15 protein-coding genes, 1 tRNA gene and 1 pseudogene are annotated in these 21,638 nt (G+C 50.7%); 6 read left to right on the forward strand and 11 right to left on the reverse strand.

All coding sequences use genetic code 11. The features are described 5' to 3' along the window. Positions 1–66: 66 nt before the first annotated feature. Entirely contained in the window at positions 67–1,578 is a 1,512-nt protein-coding gene (pepA, locus tag FDX11_RS05670; RefSeq protein WP_038636783.1) for a leucyl aminopeptidase, read from the reverse strand. 153 nt (positions 1,579–1,731) lie between these two features. Between pepA and FDX11_RS25235 the strand changes: the two genes are divergently transcribed. The 3 genes from FDX11_RS25235 to lptG all read left to right on the forward strand — a co-directional run bounded on the left by FDX11_RS25235 (position 1,732) and on the right by lptG (position 4,027). Next, on the forward strand, positions 1,732–1,782 hold the full coding sequence (locus FDX11_RS25235) for a hypothetical protein (protein ID WP_212723231.1): 51 nt from the start codon (positions 1,732–1,734) through the stop codon (positions 1,780–1,782). Between the two features lie 62 nt (positions 1,783–1,844). Further along, positions 1,845–2,945 (forward strand): LPS export ABC transporter permease LptF, encoded by a 1,101-nt coding sequence (gene lptF, locus FDX11_RS05675; RefSeq protein ID WP_042312675.1) that lies wholly within the window; start codon positions 1,845–1,847, stop codon positions 2,943–2,945. Beyond that, positions 2,945–4,027, forward strand: a complete 1,083-nt coding sequence (gene lptG, locus FDX11_RS05680; RefSeq protein WP_042312673.1) for an LPS export ABC transporter permease LptG — start codon at positions 2,945–2,947, stop codon at positions 4,025–4,027. The genes lptF and lptG overlap by 1 nt, the downstream gene beginning before the upstream one ends. Before the next feature lie 39 nt (positions 4,028–4,066). Here the strand turns inward: lptG and FDX11_RS05685 are convergent, their stop codons facing one another. Then, positions 4,067–5,569, reverse strand: coding sequence for a helicase HerA-like C-terminal domain-containing protein (locus FDX11_RS05685; protein WP_042312864.1), 1,503 nt, complete (start codon positions 5,567–5,569; stop codon positions 4,067–4,069). 136 nt (positions 5,570–5,705) lie between these two features. Further along, positions 5,706–6,725, reverse strand: a complete 1,020-nt coding sequence (locus tag FDX11_RS05690) for an NAD(P)-dependent alcohol dehydrogenase (protein WP_061382765.1) — start codon at positions 6,723–6,725, stop codon at positions 5,706–5,708. Positions 6,726–6,945: 220 nt separating this feature from the next. Here FDX11_RS05690 and FDX11_RS05695 point away from each other — a divergent pair. The 3 genes and pseudogenes from FDX11_RS05695 to FDX11_RS05705 all read left to right on the forward strand — a co-directional run. Further along, positions 6,946–7,030: transfer RNA gene (locus tag FDX11_RS05695), tRNA-Leu, on the forward strand. Between the two features lie 186 nt (positions 7,031–7,216). After that, complete coding sequence (locus tag FDX11_RS05700) at positions 7,217–8,482, forward strand: integrase arm-type DNA-binding domain-containing protein (protein WP_137397605.1); 1,266 nt, start codon at positions 7,217–7,219, stop codon at positions 8,480–8,482. A gap of 214 nt (positions 8,483–8,696) precedes the next feature. Beyond that, a pseudogene (locus FDX11_RS05705) lies at positions 8,697–8,810 on the forward strand (restriction endonuclease); the annotation flags it as partial. A gap of 284 nt (positions 8,811–9,094) precedes the next feature. Here the strand turns inward: FDX11_RS05705 and FDX11_RS05710 are convergent. The 8 genes from FDX11_RS05710 to FDX11_RS05745 form a co-directional block, all read right to left on the reverse strand. After that, positions 9,095–11,818: a DEAD/DEAH box helicase gene (locus tag FDX11_RS05710; RefSeq protein ID WP_137397606.1), complete on the reverse strand. Its 2,724-nt coding sequence runs from the start codon at positions 11,816–11,818 to the stop codon at positions 9,095–9,097. A gap of 11 nt (positions 11,819–11,829) precedes the next feature. After that, positions 11,830–12,336 (reverse strand): 5'-nucleotidase, encoded by a 507-nt coding sequence (locus FDX11_RS05715; protein WP_137397607.1) that lies wholly within the window; start codon positions 12,334–12,336, stop codon positions 11,830–11,832. Beyond that, entirely contained in the window at positions 12,333–15,596 is a 3,264-nt protein-coding gene (locus tag FDX11_RS05720) for a DUF1156 domain-containing protein (RefSeq protein ID WP_137397608.1), read from the reverse strand. The genes FDX11_RS05715 and FDX11_RS05720 overlap by 4 nt, the downstream gene beginning before the upstream one ends. 39 nt (positions 15,597–15,635) lie before the next feature. Then, positions 15,636–16,634: an alkaline phosphatase gene (locus FDX11_RS05725; RefSeq protein ID WP_137397609.1), complete on the reverse strand. Its 999-nt coding sequence runs from the start codon at positions 16,632–16,634 to the stop codon at positions 15,636–15,638. A gap of 17 nt (positions 16,635–16,651) precedes the next feature. Beyond that, on the reverse strand, positions 16,652–19,333 hold the full coding sequence (locus tag FDX11_RS05730; protein WP_137397610.1) for a hypothetical protein: 2,682 nt from the start codon (positions 19,331–19,333) through the stop codon (positions 16,652–16,654). Positions 19,334–19,410: 77 nt separating this feature from the next. Then, a complete protein-coding gene (locus tag FDX11_RS05735; RefSeq protein WP_137397611.1) occupies positions 19,411–19,530 on the reverse strand; it encodes a helix-turn-helix domain-containing protein in 120 nt (39 codons plus the stop codon). Between the two features lie 369 nt (positions 19,531–19,899). Next, positions 19,900–21,156, reverse strand: a complete 1,257-nt coding sequence (locus FDX11_RS05740; RefSeq protein ID WP_040229904.1) for a GTPase — start codon at positions 21,154–21,156, stop codon at positions 19,900–19,902. 61 nt (positions 21,157–21,217) lie between these two features. After that, positions 21,218–21,583, reverse strand: a complete 366-nt coding sequence (locus FDX11_RS05745; RefSeq protein ID WP_040229907.1) for a hypothetical protein — start codon at positions 21,581–21,583, stop codon at positions 21,218–21,220. Positions 21,584–21,638: the final 55 nt, after the last annotated feature.

Below are 21,638 nucleotides of genomic sequence, written 5' to 3' on the forward strand. Positions count from 1 at the left end.
TTGCCATGATGCACCCCGTAGGCCGGATGGCGCGGCGCTTATCCGGCCTACGGGGTAATCTCAAACTTACTCGTCGCCGTTAAATCCGGCGCGATTAAGCAGGAACTGCGACAGCAGCGCTACCGGACGACCGGTGGCGCCTTTGGCTTTACCGGAACGCCATGCGGTACCCGCGATGTCCAGGTGCGCCCAGTTATATTTACGGGTAAAGCGCGACAGGAAGCAGCCCGCGGTGATAGCACCACCAGGACGGCCGCCTATGTTAGCCATATCCGCAAAGTTGGACTCCAGTTGTTCCTGGAATTCATCACCCAACGGCAGACGCCACGCGCGGTCGCCCGCCTGCTCAGACGCGCCAATAAGCTCGTGCGCCAGCGGATTGTGGTTCGACATCAGGCCGGTGATGTGATGGCCCAAGGCAATCACGCACGCGCCAGTCAGCGTTGCCACGTCAATGACCGCTTCCGGTTCAAAACGCTCGACGTAGGTTAACACGTCGCACAGCACCAGACGGCCTTCAGCATCGGTGTTCAGCACTTCAACGGTTTGACCAGACATGGTCGTCAGCACATCGCCCGGGCGATACGCGCGACCACCCGGCATGTTTTCACAGCCCGCCAGTACGCCGACGACGTTGATTGGCAACTGTAGCTCTGCCACCATGCGCATCACGCCATACACAGCTGCCGCGCCGCACATATCGTATTTCATCTCATCCATGCCTTCGGCAGGTTTGATGGAGATACCGCCGGAGTCAAAGGTTAACCCTTTACCCACCAACACGATCGGGCGTACGTCTTCGGATTCGACACCTTTATACTCAATCACCGACATCAGCGACTCGTTTTGCGAACCATTGCCGACCGCAAGATAGGAGTGCATGCCCAGCTCTTTCATCTGCTGCTCACCTATGACGCGGGTGACAACATTTTTGCTATAGCTATCAGCCAACTGACGCGCCTGAGAGGCCAGGTAGGCGGCGTTACAGATATTCGGCGGCATGTTGCCGAGATCTTTTGCCGCTTTGATCCCGGCGGCAATCGCCAGGCCGTGCTGAATGGCACGTTCACCGCTGGTCAATTCGCGGCGGGTCGGTACGTTGAAGACCATTTTACGCAGCGGACGACGTGGTTCGCTTTTGTTAGTCTTCAACTGATCAAAGCTGTACAGCGTTTCCTGGGCCGTCTCAACCGCCTGACGCACTTTCCAGTAGTTATTGCGACCTTTAACGTGTAGCTCAGTCAGGAAGCAGACGGCTTCCATTGAGCCTGTATCATTCAGGGTATTTATCGTTTTCTGAATGACCTGCTTATACTGACGTTCATCAAGCTCACGCTCTTTACCACAACCGATGAGGAGAATTCGCTCAGACAGGACGTTAGGAACATGGTGCAGCAACAGGGTTTGACCTGGTTTGCCTTCCAGTTCGCCACGACGCAGCAGTGCGCTGATGTACCCATCGCTGATCTTGTCGAGCTGCTCTGCAATCGGAGAGAGGCGGCGTGGTTCAAAGACGCCCACGACGATGCAGGCACTCCGCTGTTTCTCCGGGCTACCGCTTTTTACACTGAACTCCATGCACTACGCTCCTGAATCTTAAAGACAACGGCGGTGGCTACGGATAGAATTGCAAGCTTTCGTAACTCATTCCCGCTGTTGCGGTGACTTCGTGTTAATCTTAACGTTATTACGGCATTGGCACGTCAGAACAATTTCTGAGAGGTGGATCCGTTGAGTATAATGATCTTAGCGACGATTTCGACGACTCAAGAGAATAAATGACGTTTAAGCCATGAAACAAGCTAAATTCCGGCAAAAGACGGGTTTTTACGGGCGTATTTAAAGTGATAATCATAAGATATCTGGTTCGGGAAACGCTCAAAAGCCAACTTGCGATCCTATTCATCCTGCTTTTGATCTTCTTTTGTCAAAAGTTAGTCAGGATCCTTGGTGCGGCGGTTGACGGTGATATCCCGGCGAATCTGGTGCTCTCGCTGCTGGGGCTGGGCGTGCCAGAAATGGCGCAACTTATCTTGCCCTTAAGCCTGTTCCTCGGGCTGCTGATGACGCTGGGCAAACTGTATACCGAAAGTGAAATTACGGTCATGCACGCCTGTGGGCTGAGCAAGGCTGTGCTCGTGAAAGCGGCGATGGTGCTGGCGTTGTTTACCAGTATTATTGCGGCGGTTAACGTGATGTGGGCCGGACCATGGTCCTCCAGGCATCAGGACGAAGTGCTGGCGGAAGCGAAAGCTAACCCCGGCATGGCCGCGCTTGCTCAGGGGCAATTCCAGCAGGCGACTAACGGCGGTTCGGTGCTGTTTATCGAAAGCGTTGACGGCAGCAACTTCAAAGATGTGTTCCTCGCGCAAATCCGCCCGAAAGGTAATGCCCGTCCTTCGGTGGTGGTGGCTGATTCCGGACATCTTACCCAGATGCGCGATGGCTCCCAGGTCGTGACGCTGAACCAGGGTACGCGCTTTGAAGGGACCGCGCTGCTGCGTGATTTCCGCATCACTGACTTCCAGGATTATCAGGCGATTATCGGCCATCAGGCCGTGGCGCTGGATCCAAACGATACCGACCAGATGGATATGCGTACGCTGTGGACGACCGACAACGATCGTGCCCGCGCGGAGCTGACCTGGCGTATCACATTAGTATTCACTGTATTTATGATGGCGCTGATGGTCGTACCGCTGAGCGTGGTGAACCCACGTCAGGGGCGCGTACTGTCGATGCTGCCCGCAATGCTGCTCTATTTGCTGTTCTTCCTGGTCCAGACATCGCTGAAGTCGAATGGCGGCAAAGGTAAGCTGGATCCGGTGTTCTGGATGTGGGCGGTTAACCTGGCGTATCTGGCGCTGGCGATTGTACTTAACCTTTGGGATACGGTGCCGATGCGCCGCTTGCGTGCCCGTTTTATGCGTAAAGGAGCGGTATAATGCAGCCCTTTGGTGTACTTGACCGCTATATCGGTAAAACCATTTTCACCACCATCATGATGACGTTGTTCATGCTGGTGTCGCTCTCCGGGATCATCAAGTTTGTCGACCAGCTGAAAAAAGCCGGGCAGGGGAGCTACGATGCGATGGGCGCCGGGCTGTATACCCTGCTCAGCGCACCAAAAGATATCCAGATTTTCTTCCCGATGGCGGCGCTGCTCGGCGCGTTGTTGGGGCTGGGCATGTTGGCTCAGCGCAGTGAACTGGTGGTGATGCAGGCTTCCGGCTTTACCCGTATGCAGGTGGCGCTGTCGGTGATGAAAACCGCGATTCCGCTGGTGCTGTTGACGATGGCCATCGGTGAATGGGTGGCGCCGCAGGGCGAACAGATGGCGCGTAACTACCGTGCGCAGCAGATGTACGGTGGCTCGCTGCTCTCTACCCAGCAGGGTCTGTGGGCGAAAGATGGTGACAGCTTTGTCTACATCGAGCGGGTGAAAGGCGACGCCGAATTAGGCGGGATTAGCATCTACTCCTTTAACGATAAGCGTCGTTTGCAGTCCGTTCGCTATGCTGCGAGCGCGACGTTTGACCCGGAGCAGAAGGTCTGGCGTCTGTCGCAGGTGGATGAATCTAACCTGACCAATCCAAAGCAAATCACCGGTTCGCAGATGGTTAGCGGGACCTGGAAAACCAACCTTACGCCGGACAAGCTCGGCGTTGTCGCGCTGGACCCTGATGCGCTCTCGATTAGCGGTCTGCATAACTACGTGAAGTACCTGAAGTCGAGCGGCCAGGACGCCGGACGTTACCAGCTCAATATGTGGAGCAAAGTCTTCCAGCCGCTGTCAGTGGCGGTCATGATGCTGATGGCGCTGTCGTTTATCTTTGGCCCGCTGCGTAGCGTCCCGATGGGCGTGCGCGTGGTGACAGGGATTAGCTTCGGTTTTGTGTTCTATGTGCTGGACCAAATCTTTGGCCCATTAACGCTGGTGTACGGCATTCCGCCGATTATCGGCGCGCTGCTGCCTAGCGCCAGCTTCTTCCTGATAAGCCTGTGGCTGATGCTGCGTAAGTCATAATATCCGCCCCTCCCGTAGTGCGGGAGGGGCATTTCACTGCTAGCGTTTTCTGCCGCCCATCAAACTTCCCAACATGCCGCGAATTATCTGATTAGTGACCTGTCGCGCCGCGCTTTTCGCCACGCTCTGTACTACGCCATCGCGCTTACCGCCGCGTGGTCCGGTGCTGCCAAACAGAATATCTTTCAACCCCCCGAGAATACCGCCATCCACGTCGATCGCTTTACCGTTGGCGGGAGGGGTATTTTGCTGCTCGGTGCTGGCCTGTACGCCTTGCTGTAAACGCTCATAGGCGGACTCACGGTCGACCTCTTCCTCATATTTTCCGTACAACGAGGAGTGATTAATCAGCCCGTTGCGCTCGTCGTCGGTTACCGGTCCCATGCGCGAGCACGGCGCAATCACCATCGCCCGTTCCACCACCGACGGGCTACCTTTGGCATCAAGGAAGGAAATTAGCGCTTCGCCGGTGCCCAGCTCCTGAATGGCTTTTTCAGTATCAAAGGCTGGGTTGGCGCGCATAGTTTGCGCTGCGGTTTTCACCGCTTTCTGATCTTTCGGCGTGAAGGCGCGCAGGGCATGTTGCACGCGGTTCCCCAACTGGCCGAGTACGTTGTCCGGAATATCGGACGGGTTTTGCGAAACGAACCACACGCCGACCCCTTTCGAGCGGATCAGGCGGATCACCTGTTCAATTTTATCCAGCAGCACCTGCGGAGCGTCGTTGAACAGCAGGTGGGCTTCATCGAAGAAGAACACCAGCTTCGGTTTTTCCAGATCGCCGGCTTCCGGTAATTGTTCATACAGCTCGGAGAGCATCCACAACAGGCTGGCGGCGTACAGTTTGGGCATCTGGTACAGCTTTTCGGCGCTGAGGATGTTGATCATCCCTTTACCGCTGGCATCGGTACGCATCCAGTCTTTGATATCCAGCATCGGCTCGCCAAAGAAGTGCGCCGCTCCCTGTTGTTCCAGTGACAACAGTCCGCGCTGGATAGCGCCCACCGAGGCGCTACTGATGTTGCCGTACTGGTTCTGGAACGATTTAGCGTTATCGCCAATGTACTGCGTAATGGCCCGCAGATCTTTGAAATCCAGCAGCAACAGACCCTGGTCATCGGCAATACGGAAGATAATATCCAGCACGCCGGACTGCACATCGTTGAGGTTCAGCAGACGCGCCAGCAGCAGCGGCCCGAGGTCAGACACCGTGGCCCGCACCGGGTGGCCTTTTTCGCCGAAGATATCCCACACCGTGACCGGATTAGCATGCGGTTGCCAGTCGGTAATGCCGATGTTTTTCAGGCGGGCGAGCAGCTTTTCAGAGGCTTGTCCTTCCTGCGCTACGCCGGTTAAGTCACCTTTTACGTCAGCCATAAATACCGGCACGCCAATCTCAGACAGCGATTCGGCCAGTTTCTGTAGCGTGACGGTTTTACCGGTCCCGGTCGCGCCGGTAATCAGCCCGTGACGGTTGGCCATGCCTGGGAGTAATAACAGTTCGGTGTCCGGCGTGCGGGCGATTAGCAGGGGTGCGCTCATTGAGATTTCCTCCATTTATCCTGCCTGGAGTATAGGCAACCGTGACGCACTCTTCACCGCTAAATTGCGGAGATTGCGAGGAGAATTCCAAAGTGGCGGGAATAGCCGGGAGGTTTACTCCCCCCGGCAGAGATAATCAGAAGTCGGCTTTCAGCACCACTCGGTAGCGGGCCTTGCCGTCGCGCACGTGCTGGATAGCTTCGTTAATTTGCGACATCGGGTACAGTTCGGTGGTCGGCGATACCTTGCTGCGCCCGGCGAACTTCATCAGTTTGCGCAGCTCGAAGGGTGTACCGGTCGCCGAACCGGAGATGCTACGATCGCCGGCAATTAAGGTAAATGCCGGTACCGGCAACGGTTTCAGCACCGCACCGACGGTATGGAAGTTACCGCCGTAGGCCAGCGCTTCAAAATAGGGCTGCCAGTCGAGGTCGACGTTAACCGTGTTAATGATGAGATCGAACTGGCCCGCCAGCGCTTTTAGCGCATCCGGATCGCGGCTGTTGACCACCTTATCCGCTCCCATCGCCAGCACCTCCTGCTCTTTCGCCGGATTGGAGCTGAACGCGGTCACCTCGCAGCCCATCGCGTGTAACAGCTTAATGGCGATATGCCCCAGCCCGCCGATGCCGATCACCCCGACGCGGCTGGTGGCAGTGATGTGGTGCATCAGTAGCGGTTTGAACACCGTGATACCGCCGCACAGCAATGGGCCAGCTGCCGCCAGATCGATGCTCTCCGGCAGCGGGATCACCCACTGCCAGTCTGCCCGCAGCTTCTCGGCAAAGCCACCCCGATTGAGAATTGTGGGAACGGAACCTTGCAGGCAGTTAATCTGATTACCGCTGATACAGGCGTCGCAATGCCCACAGCTGCGCGCCGTCCAGCCAACGCCGACGCGCTGGCCAACTTTCAGCCCCTTATCCTGCGCCGCGCTGCCGAGCGCCGCCACGCGACCAATCACCTCATGCCCGGCAACCAGCGGATACTGAGAGAACCCCCATTCGTTGTCGATCATCGACAAATCGGAATGGCAGATACCGCAGTAATCGACCTGTACCTCGACATCTTCCGGCTTAAGCTCGCCCGCATCATATTCATAGAGTTCGAGTTCGCTGCCCGCCGCTTTTGCGGCGTAGCTTTTTATCATCGACATCGTGTTTCCCTCAGTGTGGTGTTGAACTGGAAGTGTAGAGCATGGGGAAACCGGGCGCTTCGCAGAAGGGGGGATTAAGGAGGTGGCAAACTGTGATGATGGTTACAGTTAAGAAAGGTAATGCTGAAATTTTCAACACTTAGCGAGCCAGACACATGCAGGTGCTTGCATGGTGGCGCATGACAGGTATAATCCACAACGTTTTCCGCATCCCTTCCGTGCCGGAGTGGCGAAATCGGTAGACGCAGTTGATTCAAAATCAACCGTAGAAATACGTGCCGGTTCGAGTCCGGCCTTCGGCACCATCGGAACATCAATAGACGTCAACGGACGTCTTTTTTTGTGCCTAAAATTCAGTATTTACCCATCATTCCCGTTATATTAACTCTCTCAAGGTCAACCGACTTCAACGTACATCTACCAACAGATGTTGGTACAGATGATGGTATTTCCGGTTCGATAATGCTTGTACCAACAGGGAGGGGATAAGCATGGCTCTAACAGATATCAAAGTCAGAACAGCCAAGCCAATGGATAAGCAATACAAGCTTACTGATGGCAACGGTATGCATCTTCTCGTCCATCCAAATGGTTCAAGATACTGGCGTCTGCAGTACCGCTTTGGCGGGAAGCAAAAGATGCTGGCTTTGGGCGTTTATCCTGAGGTGTCTCTTGCGGATGCCAGAGCTCGTCGTGATGAGGCTCGTAAGTTGTTGGCAAACGGCATCGATCCGGGAGATAAAAAGAAAAATGATAAGGTTGAGCAGGAAGAAGCACGTACTTTCGAACAGCTTGCTATTGAGTGGCATGCCACAAATAAAAAGTGGTCGGAAGAACATAGCCGACGAGTGCTGAAAAGCCTGGAGGACAATCTCTTTCCAACCATTGGCAAACGTAATATTGCCGAACTTAAAACGCGGGACTTGTTAGCCCCAATAAAAGCCGTGGAGATGTCTGGACGTCTTGAGGTTGCGTCACGGTTGCAACAGCGAACTACAGCAATTATGCGTTATGCAGTACAGAGCGGTTTGCTTGACTATAATCCTGCTCAGGAGATGGTTGGTGCTGTTGCTTCAAGTAACCGGCAGCATAGGCCTGCGTTAGAGTTGAAACGTACTCCTGAACTCCTTCAGCGCATTGACAGTTATACCGGTAGGCCTTTGACTCGTCTTGCCGTTGAGTTAACCCTCCTGGTCTTCATTCGTTCCAGTGAACTACGTTTTGCTCGTTGGTCTGAGATAGATTTTGAAACATCAATGTGGACGATACCAGCAGAGCGAGAAGCTATTGAAGGGGTAAAGCACTCCCAGCGTGGCTCAAAAATGCGTACACCTCATTTGGTGCCGTTATCTCGTCAAGCGTTAGCAATCCTTAAACAGGTACATAAGCTTAGTGGTGATCGCGATTTTGTTTTCATTGGCGATCACGACCATCGCAAACCGATGAGTGAAAACACGGTGAACAAGGCCCTGCGTGTTATGGGTTATGACACAAAGGTAGAGGTTTGTGGGCATGGCTTTAGGACAATGGCGTGCAGTTCGTTGATTGAATCAGGACTGTGGTCGAGGGATGTGGTTGAACGGCAGATGAGCCATATGGAGCGTAACTCTGTGCGCGCGGCTTATATTCATAAGGCCGAGCATCTGGATGAGCGCAGGTTGATGCTACAGTGGTGGGCTGATTTTCTGGATGCGAACCGTGAGAAAGCGGTGAGTCCGTTTGACTATGCGAAGATAAATCGGGGTAATGGCGAATGAGTTGAATGCCTTTATTTCTCGGTTGATGTTTATATTAAAAAGACCAACCAGCCCACTTAGGACTGGTTGGTAGTTGTATTTTTTACCGTGTTATCAGAATTCCATCTGCCAGGTACAAAGCCGCCAGACAAAAAGGATGTCTGCAATAATGCCTTGAATGTACATATAGTTGCTAGCATCATCGCAAACATGTACTCATGGATTCTCCAACGCAATGACCTCTGATAAAACCCTAAAGCAAGCGATATCAAATATTACTATTTGGCGCAAAGGCGAACAGCGTGCGCCACATAAGCCATTATTGTTGCTGCACGTCCTCTCACGCCACGGCATGATCTCTCGCCAGTAATGATTTTTTGCTCCACGTTTGTTGTTACCAACTTCAGTATGAATGGATTCCAGCGATCTGTATTTTTCCGGTAACTATCCATAGTTGGTTGCCAGAAAACCACCGGTGCCGCTTCACCCGTAATCTTCACCACTGATGGCGATGGCTTTAGGCCAAGATTTCTCTACATTACAGGCTATTTCCATTTTGTCCATAGGTTAGCATCCGACTGGTGACAAAAGCTCAATTTTGTCACCAGCTGTTCCGAAACGATTTTCATTAAATCAACCACATGCTAAACCGATCAGCTTGGCTGAATACGACTGCTCAGGTTTCACGATATTCCGATGATGAAGTTCACGCTCCAAGACGGCTTCAATTTTATGCGAATCCACTCCGTGAGCGCTGTTCTTCCCCTTAGCTTTAAACACAGTATCTATTTGCTTTTCTAAATGAGGTATTCGGTTACCATCTCCATCGACAGCAAGTTTCATGATAGAGTGAATGTTATGTCCTTTTTCGTTGGCAGCCCTTACTTCCCACACAGAAACGGTTTCACCAGAATTCAGCTCACTAGAATAGAAACTAAGGTATTCAGGATCAAGATTGCGGTATTTATCGAGCAGTTCTGCAATCACTGGGTGATCCAAACCAACCAAATGCAATTTTTCTGAATTGGTTGCTTCTTCTCGATCCGTGGTAAATAGCATTTGCTCGAAACCATCTTTTACCAATGCAAATTGCTTTTGTCCGCGAATCTCAATGGATTCACCTTCGTATGGTAACGCCATCTGCATAAACCTGATCAGGTCATCTATGGATTCCCCGGTATCTGAAAGTGGTGCATAGTCATCCAAACTGAAACCATCCAGATCCTGGAATAGTTCGAATACCGCATCCTTGGCATGGCGGGCATTATCCATGGCCGCCTCAAGCTCCAGTCGGGTACGCTTCAGCTCAGGGTCTTGCAGTGCCTGCGAGTAAAGTTGCTGATAGTTAACCTGCTCCGATAATTGGCCTAGGATTTGTGATCGAAGATCTTCTTCCACCTGACCCTTCTCATCCACTTTGCCAAGCGCCTTGGCAATCTCCTCCAGCTTTTCATCAAGCAGCAGGAAAATGCGGCCTTCAATAGTGTCACCCAGAACGAGGTTATAAACCTGTGCCGTATCACGCTGCCCATAGCGGTGAATACGGCCAATGCGCTGTTCCATATCCATTGGGTTCCACGGCAGGTCAAAGTTAAACAACACCCGTGCATGTTGCAGGTTGATACCTTCCCGACCGGCTGCTGTACAGATCATCACACGAGGGCCATTTGCTTGCTTGAAGCGTTTTTCCGCCGCGAGCTTACTTCCGTGATCGCCACCTTTCAACACAACAACGCCTTGGCCTGGGTATGCCTTTTCAATCTGCTCACCCAACATTTCCACCGTACCCAGATAGGTGGCAAATATCACAATGCGTTCCTCTGGGTTTTGCTGCCACAGCACACCCAAAGCTCCAATGAGCTTATCTACTTTAGTTTCTCGGGCTGAAGGGAACAGCCCCAGTAGTTCTTTAATGCGGAACCGCTCTTCTGGTAGCGCGTAAGCCACAGCATCCATGGCCGCATCTTCAGCGGCGGCAGTTTCCAGCTCAACGGAAAAAATATCGGATACAGCGGCCAACTGCTCTTCATTGATCTTTTTGAGCAGACGACGCTTGATGTCATTCAGTATGCGGTCGATCTCAAGGTCAGACAGACGATCATTACCAAAATCAAATTCGACGCGAATTTGTTCTTTTGCCTCGTTAAACGCAATGTCTCTGGCGTCGATATCGAGATTCTCATCGTGCATTAAGCCCTCATGAACAGTCAGGGCCAAAAGTCTTCGCCTCAAAGTGCGATGCACGGCAGCAAAGCTGGACGCTGCAATCTTTTGGAAGATCGTCATTACAAAGCCCAACGCAGTTCCTTTCCCGCCCTGCTTCTTGGCCAGAGCAAAACCGTCGCGCAAGTATTCATTCAAGGCGTTATAGAAATCGCGCTCTTGCTCTGACATCGAAAAAGCTTCGGTATGAACCCAGCGCCTAGCGAACAGCGTGGAACCATCAGCTTTGCAGGCATCGGCTTTGGTGCGGCGAAAAATAATCGGATTCAAGCGGTGACGTTCTTCCACCATCTCGGTTTCACTGGAAAACAACGTGGGGTCAAGTAAATCAATCAGCTTCCAGAAACGGAAATGATCGCCCTGGTGTGGTGTGGCTGACAGCAGAATCATATCTCTACTGTGGTCGCGCAAGGCTTCCGCCAGTTTGTAGTTCTGGGTTTTGCGCGTTTTGCCACCTTGCTTATATGCAGTACAGTGATGCGCTTCATCAAAAACGATTAAGTCCCAACGGGGTGCCTCGAGTATTTTCTTGATTCTCGCCGGGCGCTTTAAGGTGTCGATACTGGCAATCAGCAGATTATGCTTCGCAAACGCATTACTGCGGCGATCGCTGACATCGCCTTCGTGCCCGAAGACTTCAAAGTTTAAATTGAAAACTTCATTCAGCTCGCGGTGCCAGTTGTTAACCAGACCCGCCGGAACAACCATCAACGCCCGGTTCAGCTCACCACGACTGGCCAATTCCCTCAGAACCAATGCGGTTTCAATAGTTTTTCCTAATCCCACTTCATCGGCAATCAGAAAACGACGCGGGCTCGCACAGGCAACCCTATGAGTCAGCACTACCTGATGGGGTAGCAAATCAATCTTGGCCGAAGTCAATGAGCTGGCGGAATCCTGAAGCGGTAATTCATGCGCTTTCCAGGAAAGCCACGCTTTCGTGTCGCTATCTGCATGTTTGCCAATACTGGCCACCACGCGCTCATTATGACTGAGTGCTGCCACCAAGGTGCTGAAAGGCACCTGCCGCTCACCTTGGGGAAAAAAGACACGGGCGTAACCGCCCCCAACTGAGATAACAACACCTTGGCCAAATTCATAATGACTGACACGTTCACCGGGTTGAAAATTCATGGCTACCCCTATTAGCTGATCCGCTCTAGGTATAAACCCAGCCATTCGTTAGTTTTTCCACCAGAGGAGGATTCAATACGGCGCACATCTTTCTGTGCACCGTTCCAGATGCATTGCCCTAACGGAAACATCTGAGCATTGTATTTACCAGCCAAGCACCAGTGGTAGGTACTGGTGGTCAGATCTTCCTTCCAGCGGCCCTGATCTGGCATCCAGAAAATCAACGCCGCATCAGCATGGTTCTGGAAGTCGTAGATCATTTCGTAAATCTCTGACTCCAGCCATTCCAGTGCATCTCCTGGCGATAAAGCGTCTACTGCTACGTCCAACCCTGCGACGTATAAGCCATCGTCATTTAGCAGTGGCATATCATCCGGCCAGCCCGCTTCGTAGTAGCTGATGAATTGACGAAGGCTGATAACCTGGCTAGCAGCATTTAGTTCAGCCAAAGTTTTGCCACACCAGAGCACTGAGATACCGCGTCGTTTCCATTTATCGTTGGTCAGAACATCGCTCATACTTCATCTTCCATACCAAACAATGATATTTGTGCCTGCATAATCTGCTGATGATCTGCTTCCCATCTATTAAACAATTGCCTTGCCAAAGTACAGGCATTGCGCATAGAAGAGTCGGCTCCGTTGTGAACAAGCCAATCCAATAGGTTCCCTAATGCGGGGTGAGGCTTAAAGTCTTCATCCAGAATTTTCTTGGTGTTGATGCCGCTTTCCGGGTAACAGGCACCAACAAGCAACATCGCCTGATCGAAGTCACGGCTCACACTGCGATTGCTGGCCATTCGTTCTTGCGCGAATTCTAGTGGCGAGCGCCAATGAAATGCCTTTGGACGAGTGGTTTCAGTGGCCCAGCCCAAAGCGACAAAAGTAGAAGGAGCTATACCGCTACCGCGTAGGAATTTCTGCATCTGATCACGTTCTACTGAGGGTTGGCGTGCAAAAATACGCAGGAATTGGCGGGTGTTTGGCTCACACACTACCGGGGTACCACCCGATTCTGATTCTGATTGGTCATCTAGGATTTGGTTAATCCCTACCAACGCTTCGTTAACCGTGAATTCGCGGCCTTCCTCAACATACACCTGGCCATAGTGGCGTGAGAAATATTCCAAAGCTTTACCGCGCTTGATGACCTGAATATCTGCTACTGGCAAACCTTTTGACTGGTGATGTTCTAACAAGCCTTGTAGCTGACGCACATCGGCGAGAATCTTGCGACGAAGGCGCGCCCAGCTGATTTTGCTGGGTGCTTCAGTACGCTTGCGGCATACATGAATGATGTCGTATTCAATAGTCTTGGAGCCAAACTCACCTTTGCCCTTGGTTTCATCGCTGCGAATAGGATAGGTTGCTTCCAGATAATAGCCCGCGTCGAACAAGCTTTCTAATACATCAACCCATGGCTCATCTTCGCTGTGATGGAAGGTAAAAGCCAAAATGCCCCCCGGTTTCAACAGACGATTCGCCTCCCGCCAACATTCGGTCAGCAGACGCTTATAGAACGCATCTGGGTCATCTGGATGGCGCGCTCTGTTAGAAACAGCTTCCAGCGTTTTTGGCGTGTATTCCCCTGCGTAAACCTCAGGGTATTTATCTTTCAACAGCAGACGTAGCCACACATAGAAGAAATCCGCTAACTCAGCGTAGTGCAGCAGACCACCAAATGGTGGATCAGTAATTACGAGATCATACGATTGATCAGCATACTGTTTTAATTCCGTCGATGAACCACAGGTTACTAAGGTACCCGGTAACACAGGGTCATTTGGCATGGTTTTGGAGCTTTTCCCGCTGACCAATTTGCCGATGTCGTCGGACATATTGCTCAGCATCTCGTTAGATACGGTTTCCCATGGCTGTTTGCACCACCCTAGACCTTTCAGAGTGTTTGCTCTGCATGATGCCCAATTCCCTCTCCCTAAATTAGAAAATACTGAGTTCTCAATTACAGTAGATTTAGGGTGATAGTTATTATTGCTAAACATCGGCTCCATTTTGTCTGCATTGTTATTCCAGAAGCAAAACATATTCTGATTGCGCAGATATTGCTGAAATGCACCCAAAACTATTTCTTTACTGGTGTCACTGAATCCATGAGATGTATCGATAGCCTTGAGAATCTGTGCATGAATAAGAAGCTGAAGCGGGTTAAACATGGTGTTCCAGTGTGTAAAACCATGATTGGGAACGCCGCCTTGCAAGTGGTGTGTCATAAATCCATAAGGCAATTCAGACTCGGGCCAATAACCTCGCAAATCCGAATTTTTCCTTTTTTGCCACTCAGATACCGCCAAATTTTGTCGCTTGGCAGCATTGCTGTCTGATGGAGCAAAGTAGCGGCCATTATAAGGTGCACCTGTTGCATCACGACCAGGTGAATAACACTGCAATACGTAAGCAGCCATTGGGCCTGTTTGGCCAGAAGCTTTGATGCTGTCGAGTACATCTTGCTGACGACCACATGTACTTTCCTGACAAGTGAAATTAGATTTCTTAGGAATGGTGCCTTGCTGAGTGTTTATTACCAACCCTAAATCCGGACAAATAATTTCTTCAGGCAATTTACCGCGCACTTCAAGAAGTTTCAGTGTCTTTGTTCTGTGTAGATTCCAACGCTGCGTTGCTTCAACTTCGCTTAAGGAGGTGCCGCCAAATATTCCTGTATCGTCAGCCTTTGAAGAACCTTTCAGCCAATCAGGATGAACAAGGAGAGACAAATCAATCTTTTTATTTTTACTCATCTTCTTAAGTAAACGCGGGGATTCGCCTTTTTGCGCCGCAGCTTCATCGTGATACGGATGCTGGCAATGAGGGCATTGGTAGTTGCCAACGCTGTCCATGATGGCGTAAGGAGCTTCTGAATCGGTTACGACCAGCGGAACATTAGGAGCCATGCGGGCTTCCTGGCGCTCAATATCAAAGCTTGATCCGCAGTGTTGGCATTCAACATCCTGCCAAGTTTTAACCGATAGAGATTTGACCGCTACCACTGGGGATGTCATCAATGGAGTACGGTGTCCGCATCCGGGGGCAGCACAAGGGCCGTGCTTAGCCCAGAAGGTATAAATGACCTCCGGGCCTTCGTATGCGTAATCTTTGCGCTCCTCAGGTGTCAGAGCCAGTGGATCAAAATCATTGCCCATGACTTTGCCAGTAGAACGCTGTGTCCATTTCCCTTTTTCGCCATCAGGGCCTTCGCAGGCGTAAAACGGCATGATCTGGGGTTTTACTTCATGTTCGACGTGATCAAATAGTTTGTTCACCTCATCCAGATCGACATCAGCTAATTCGTTCTTTACAACCAGCCAGGCTACCGGGTTGAGATCGTTGCCGGTCATCTGCATGCCGAGCCGAGCACCTTCCACCAATGTGGTACCGCCTCCCATGAAAATATCAGCCACTTTCAATTTTTTGAACGCTTGGTTGTTCTGGTGATTGGCGTAATAGTTATCCCAAACTAATTTGGCAGATTCTGATGGTTCATCGGGCGCTTTGGTAGCAGCCGCAATCAACATAGAGCGGAATACACTGGAACGGCGACGTGCCCACCACTTACTCATCTGGTAGATTGGTTTGCCCGCATTACCTTCAATCTGCGCAATCTGGTTAATTGGCAGAATCGGAAAATCAATTTCAAGACAGGTTAAAGGGCGATTGGGGTCAGAAAAATCGACCGATTCCAGTTGTGCTTTTTTACCGGCACTAACGGCTTCTGCCACCAATTCTTCTGTCAGTTCTGCTTTCGTTTTGTTAGATGCCATAAAATTACTTATCCAAAGGCCAGCAAAGAATGCTGACCATTAATTATTCGGTTTCGACAGTTCGATAAAGGGTACAGCCACTTCTAATAGGCTCAGTCCACCATGGGCAAGGCTTGGGTAGCCGCCTTGTGAACGCCATTTTTTGCGGCCCAGCACCATGTTCCAGTTGCCATGCTGCGTCGTCAGTACCTGAGATAATGGCGGAACCCAATGTTGTTCGGTTTTTGCGTCTTTTATTTCGTTATTACGACCAGACTTAAATTGCCCTTTTAGATAGGCTTTTTGGTCTTCCGGGTAAACATCAGGAAACAACGCAGGGTTTGAATACCCATGGTCAGCAGTAATAACCAGACGACGGCCTGTGGCAAGTTTGTCGATGAAAGCCCAGAATTCATCGCCAATTAATACAGCTGCGGCTTCTTTAGCCAACACCCGGTAACCAGCCCCCTGTTCAGCCAAGTGGTGCATACGTTCATCAGGCCAGTGATGCCAGAAGATAATGTTGGGATCAGCCTTAATCAGGGATGCACAATCTATCCATGGCAGGTCGGTGGATTCTGTGAAGGCCTCAGGGAACGCAGCACTATTCCCCTGGTTGTTTTGCAATCTAGCGCGCTGCCCAAACCCCATTGCCCGAGCAAACGGCGTGGTATCACCGGGTAGCTCAGAGGCAGTTGCACCGGCGCTGTGAACGGTATAGCCACGCTGTTGTGCACTTTCGAGAATCCAAGGCACCTCTCGCAGCGATAATGCGTCCAGAATCAGAATGGCTTTCGGTGTTGTATGGCGTTGCCAGAATGCTTTCAGAGCATCTACGGTTTTTGGCGAAGCACTCTCGAACGATACCCATAAATCCCAGGCACTGCCTGCCAACACATCATCCAATGGTTTGATGGCTCTATCCCGTTCGGTTGTTCTTGCATCTGCCAGATCCTGCCTGATCGGTTCCGCAAAAAGGGGCCAGAGAGCCGAAAAAATTTTCAGCCACGCTTCCTGTGGTGGCAGCCTGTGTATATCAGCGATCAGTGACTTATCCATATACTTTCGCTCGTCGATTATTGTTCTTTATCCAGATCCAGAGAGTAAGTAACGCCATCCGGTAAGTTTTTCAGCAGGTGCTCTAATTGAGCTCCAGTGAGCTGTGAGGTGGATAACTTAACGTCCTTCACCTTACTGCCTTTGTTAATTCCCCATTGCTCAAGCTTGCCGAGCAGGCTCAGTGTCGAGGTATTTTGCGCACTGTGGTGGGCAACGAAACCACCACTGGAACCACCGAAAAGCGATCCTGGTGTTGGTGTCGTACCGGATGCTGTGCTGCTACTGCCTGAGCCTAAGGGTGGCTCGTTAACACCACCGGTGTTGATTTCTTCTGGCACGCCGGGAACAGGTTGAACAGGGACTGAACCGCCTGAGCCAACAGAGCCTCCGGGCAGGTGCAGTGTTGTATCTTCCAAATCTTTACCGCTGCCCAGTTTTCCTCGTACTCGCAACCAAGCATCTTCTGTGGTTTCTGACGGCTTTTTCTCGTACAGACTGCCTTTGGCATTGATAGCAATTTTGCCTTCTGCACAAGCTCGGCCAATGCGCTCTTTAACGGCTGTTTCACCCAGCCAAGGAATGCTTTCTGCACCTTTTGGGGCTGGCTCTTTCAACTGTTCGATGAATTCGGCCACGCTGCGGCTATTCGTTGCGGCATCAAGCAGCATGGTGTCGAATTCTTCGGGAATGAACAGCTCGCTGCGGATTTTCTCATCCAGTTTTTCGAGGATCTGTAACCCTTCTGCGCCGTGCTGTGAAATCTCAAACTCGCATTGAGATGGGTCTGCGAAATTCCACACAACCAAGACTGCAAAACGATCAAAGCGGGATTGCAACTGCTCACGCAGTTCCTTCTGGTACTTCAGATGCAATTGAGAGTACTCACGCTCTGAGTTTTTCCAATCGCTAGCGAGATAAACTGCACGGGCTAATACCAGCAAAGACTTGTCATAAAAAATATCGCCAGTACCCGCACGTGGCAGCAGAAAGCGCACGGTGTTTCTTGCTTTGGCCACACGGTTCTTCAGCCATTCACCTAGCTCTTTGTTATCCAGCGATGCTTTGGGCATAACAATCACTGGAATACGGTTATCCCAATGCTGAGGATGATCTTTTTCTTCAATATCCGACCATGGCGCAGTGCGCCACTGTTTCTTCAATACAATAGTTCGATAGATACTCGACTGATTGCCATCTCCAACCAGGGCGTAACGAATCTCTTTGGCAAGATGTTCTACATCCTCATCCTTTTGAAAGAGCTTGTCGTTTTTAGCATGTGCTAACAGCTTGGCCTGTGGATTCACCTCATTCTTGAACACCAAACGGTTGGCTTGGCGGTGAATGTTGAAGCTGTTGTCCTCGATTACTGCAAGCTCGGCGGCAAATAGATTGTCATCTATCGCTTTGCGCTCGGTAATATCCAGCTGCAATTCTGACGGTTCAGCACCGGCATGATTTTCCAATGACAAAGAACGAAGCCAGAGAGCTGAAAGAATAGGCTCAAGATGCGGCACCTGAGCAGTAGGTACACCGTTTTTAACAGCTTCAAGATTGCGCAGTGCATTCTCACGCAAATCCCTATGCAGTTGACTTGCTACCGAATCCAGTAGTGAGGTAACGCCTGATTTTTCACTGGTTAAGCTGAAGTTCGCTGGTGTAAGTATGGCCGTGTCGTCACCTGATTCCTTAAAGACATCCACCAGAATACGCAAGAGATCACGTGTCTCTTGAGTTTCTGTTGCGATAAGTACCTGATCATCTAACAATTGCAGAAGTCTTGGCGAGTATGGCCAAGCCTCAATGAATTGCAGTCTGTGTTTTTCATGCTCAGAGCCTGAGATATGACTTAAACGCAGAAATTCATCCACGTGGGTTTTAATCAAAGAGGCAATATCAGACTCTGGGATGTTCATCCTGTTTTCGAAGATCCGATAGAGCAGCAAGCGCTGTCTGTCTCGTTTGGCTTCTGGCCCTTTAAAATCGATCCGCACTGGGTTTACGCGGAACAGCTGCTGCGCCGCGTCGGAGCTACCTTCGCGCACAGATACCACAAGCGTCAGAAGCTCAGGGTGCTTTTCAGATATTTCCGAGAGAATTTGGATGAAGTTAAACGCCCAGGTCTTGCGCTTGTACTGGTTGGAGTTAGTTAAGCCTTCAAACCACGTTTGGAATTCATCCAGAATAAGGATGAATGGTTTATTCTCTGCCATTTCCAGAATCAGGTCATAACTTGGCACCTCGGTACCGTGCACTTCCCACTTGGCTTTGATGATGTTGCCGTGCGGATGCTGGTCGAACAGAACATCCCATACATGCTTATAGCGTTGCAAATGCAAGCTTTCGGTAATGACATGCATGCCATACTGTAACTTAAGGTCCGCAATGTCTGGATTTTTCAGTCGGGTAGACCAGTCATTCAACCAGTTTACTGTTGCATCCTTATCCTGGTGCATATGTGACAATGCGGCCATAAGGTGTGATTTACCTTGGCCCCGCGCACCGATAATTACAACAGGCTCAGCCCGGCCAGCTTGTACAGCTTCCACAGTCTTGAGCATGTCGATTGAGGGGTAAGTGATTTTCAGAAATTCACTTGCAGACTTATCGAGCGCACCAGTGCCATTCCGGTTATGCATTTCGATCATCGTTCCTTTGATACGACGACCGGAAAATTCTTCACGTAACTTCAGTCCTAGCATGGTTAGATCTCATTTTTACTTGATATTTGGTTGTGATGCTGCGCTATCCCGGTATCTATCTCTTCTTTATTAAAACGCTACGAGATGACCACTTTGAACGCAGGTATCTTACCTGCTGTGGCCATGCGATAGACAGTACGCTCGTTGAGCTTGAGGTACGACGCGACATCCTTAACGGTCATTATTTGCTCACTCATGTTTGTTGTCCGTAGTGAGTACAATGTTTTGTCGGTATAGTACAAGGAGGTCCTTTTTTCTTCAAAATTATCTCTAAATGTCAAGGCTGTGTTTGCTTAATACCTAGCTCCACCGCTCTAGCTCCCGGACAGGGACATCGTAAAAATCTTGAGTAATGCGATTCTGGATAATGGATGAGACAGCAATAACTCAGTACGTCGGGATTGTTAATCCGGGCAACGCAGTAACATGCTATACCCTGACTCCTCATGCTTACCATCATTACGGCACAAAATTCAGCTATGGCAAAGCGGGTGCGCTGTTGCGTTCTTTTGAGTCCGAAGAAAATAACTAAACCAGGGCATGCCCCTGGTTTAGTTATATAGACGTTATTTCTGCTCGGCTTTCAGGTGCGCGGTCTCTTTACCCTGTGCCTCTAACTGATTTACAACCCAGTCAAACACGACTTGTGTGCCAATCGGACCATCCTGCGACAAGCGCGGATCAGGGTCAAAGGCCGTTTCAATCACATAGGGGTTCTGAAGGCGTGTTTTGGCGACATGAACCATCCTATCTTTATCATTCGGGCGCAACATATCCACCTTGTTCAGACAGACCAACACAGGCTTGCCCTCCGCCTTTAACTTCTCCAGTGTCTGCACGTCATGACCTGAGACACCACGGTTGACGTCGACCACCAGCAAGAACAGATCGGTATGCTTGATATTATCATTCACCAAGTCATTGACCTCGGAACGCACGTCGTGAAATCCAGGGAAGTTAATAAGTTTAATAGTACCTGTGTGTCCAAGGTCATACACTTTAGTATCAGATGTAGACCCTGCAATGGGATTGATATTGCCGGTATCAACACCGAATACGCTTTTAAAGAGCGCATCTTTGCCGACGGAACCATCTCCCACTACGCTGATAGTCAGGCGTTTTAATACGTTCTGACGCAGCATCGCGATATGTACGATCGCCGGAACCGTCTTACGAAACGCCGGGCCTGCAATTTCTACCGCCAGCCATGCACCGGAAGCTATCCAACCAATTGGCCCCAGGAATGCACCGACACCGCGTACCAGAGCAGCATTTGCCGCAAAGTTGAGGCCATTACCCATCAGCGAGCGGGCCAGCATGTTGGCCAGAATAACGGACATCCGATACACCGCAAAGCCGCCAAACTGGTTCAGCATCACCTGTGAGGCCATTAATGTACCCGCCAGAATTGCTCCCTGATCTTTCTCGGAAAGGTTCATCGAACGCATTAACGCACTGCGTTCTTCATCACTCATTTTTTTCAGTGCATCGGAAAAGAGATGCTGAATGATGAACTCTTCGTTGAGCTCTACCGACATGTTTTTGTTGACCCCTTTAACCTTAAGCTTTTCGCCAACATCACAGACGATTTCTTCATATTCCACACCTTCGCCACTGCGAAACAGGCTGGCAATATCATTGCTGCCCATTTTGCGCAGGTAATGGGCAATTTTTTCAGCATCGGAACGGGTGCTGCTGCGCTCCATCTGTACCTTCAATTCTTCCTTGGTGGTGCTAAGATAGCCAAGCAGTGGCGTAATATCTTCTTTGTTCTGTGCCAGCGAGCGTTGTAATACATCAACGAGTGAAAGAGTTTTGTTCATTATTTTTTCCTTTTAAACAGGTACTGCGCCATACCGCTGCACCTGCGTTCACTGTATAAAGTTAGGCTAATGCCAAGACAAGATTATCGCTACCCGCTACCGGATAAATGGTAATACGCATCTGCGCTAAAGCTGCGCCTGCCGCACTCCCGAGCAGCGCGCCGGTCAACGCGCCAAGCATGCCGCCGCACATCGCCCCCACCACCGTTCCGGTTGCCGCCCCTGCGGCACAAAAAACAATCACACGCCCGGTTGAAGCATCTTTAAACTGAACCGTAATACGGTGCGCTTTGCAGAAATCACGCAGTTCGCTTTCAACGTTTTGCAGCAAGCTAGCCGGGATTTCGAAGCGTGTCCCTTTGGCTTTCACGGCAATAAAGGCTAACAGTTTACTGATCTGGTCTGGACTCGCAATTTGGATATTCATCGTTTTATCTCTTCGTTTGTGTGTAGTGATATAACTAATGCGAATTGCGTGCCAA

Origin of the sequence: Citrobacter sp. wls714 (assembly GCF_005281025.1) — a bacterium.
In the GTDB taxonomy this organism is placed as follows: Bacteria; Pseudomonadota; Gammaproteobacteria; order Enterobacterales; family Enterobacteriaceae; genus Citrobacter; species Citrobacter werkmanii.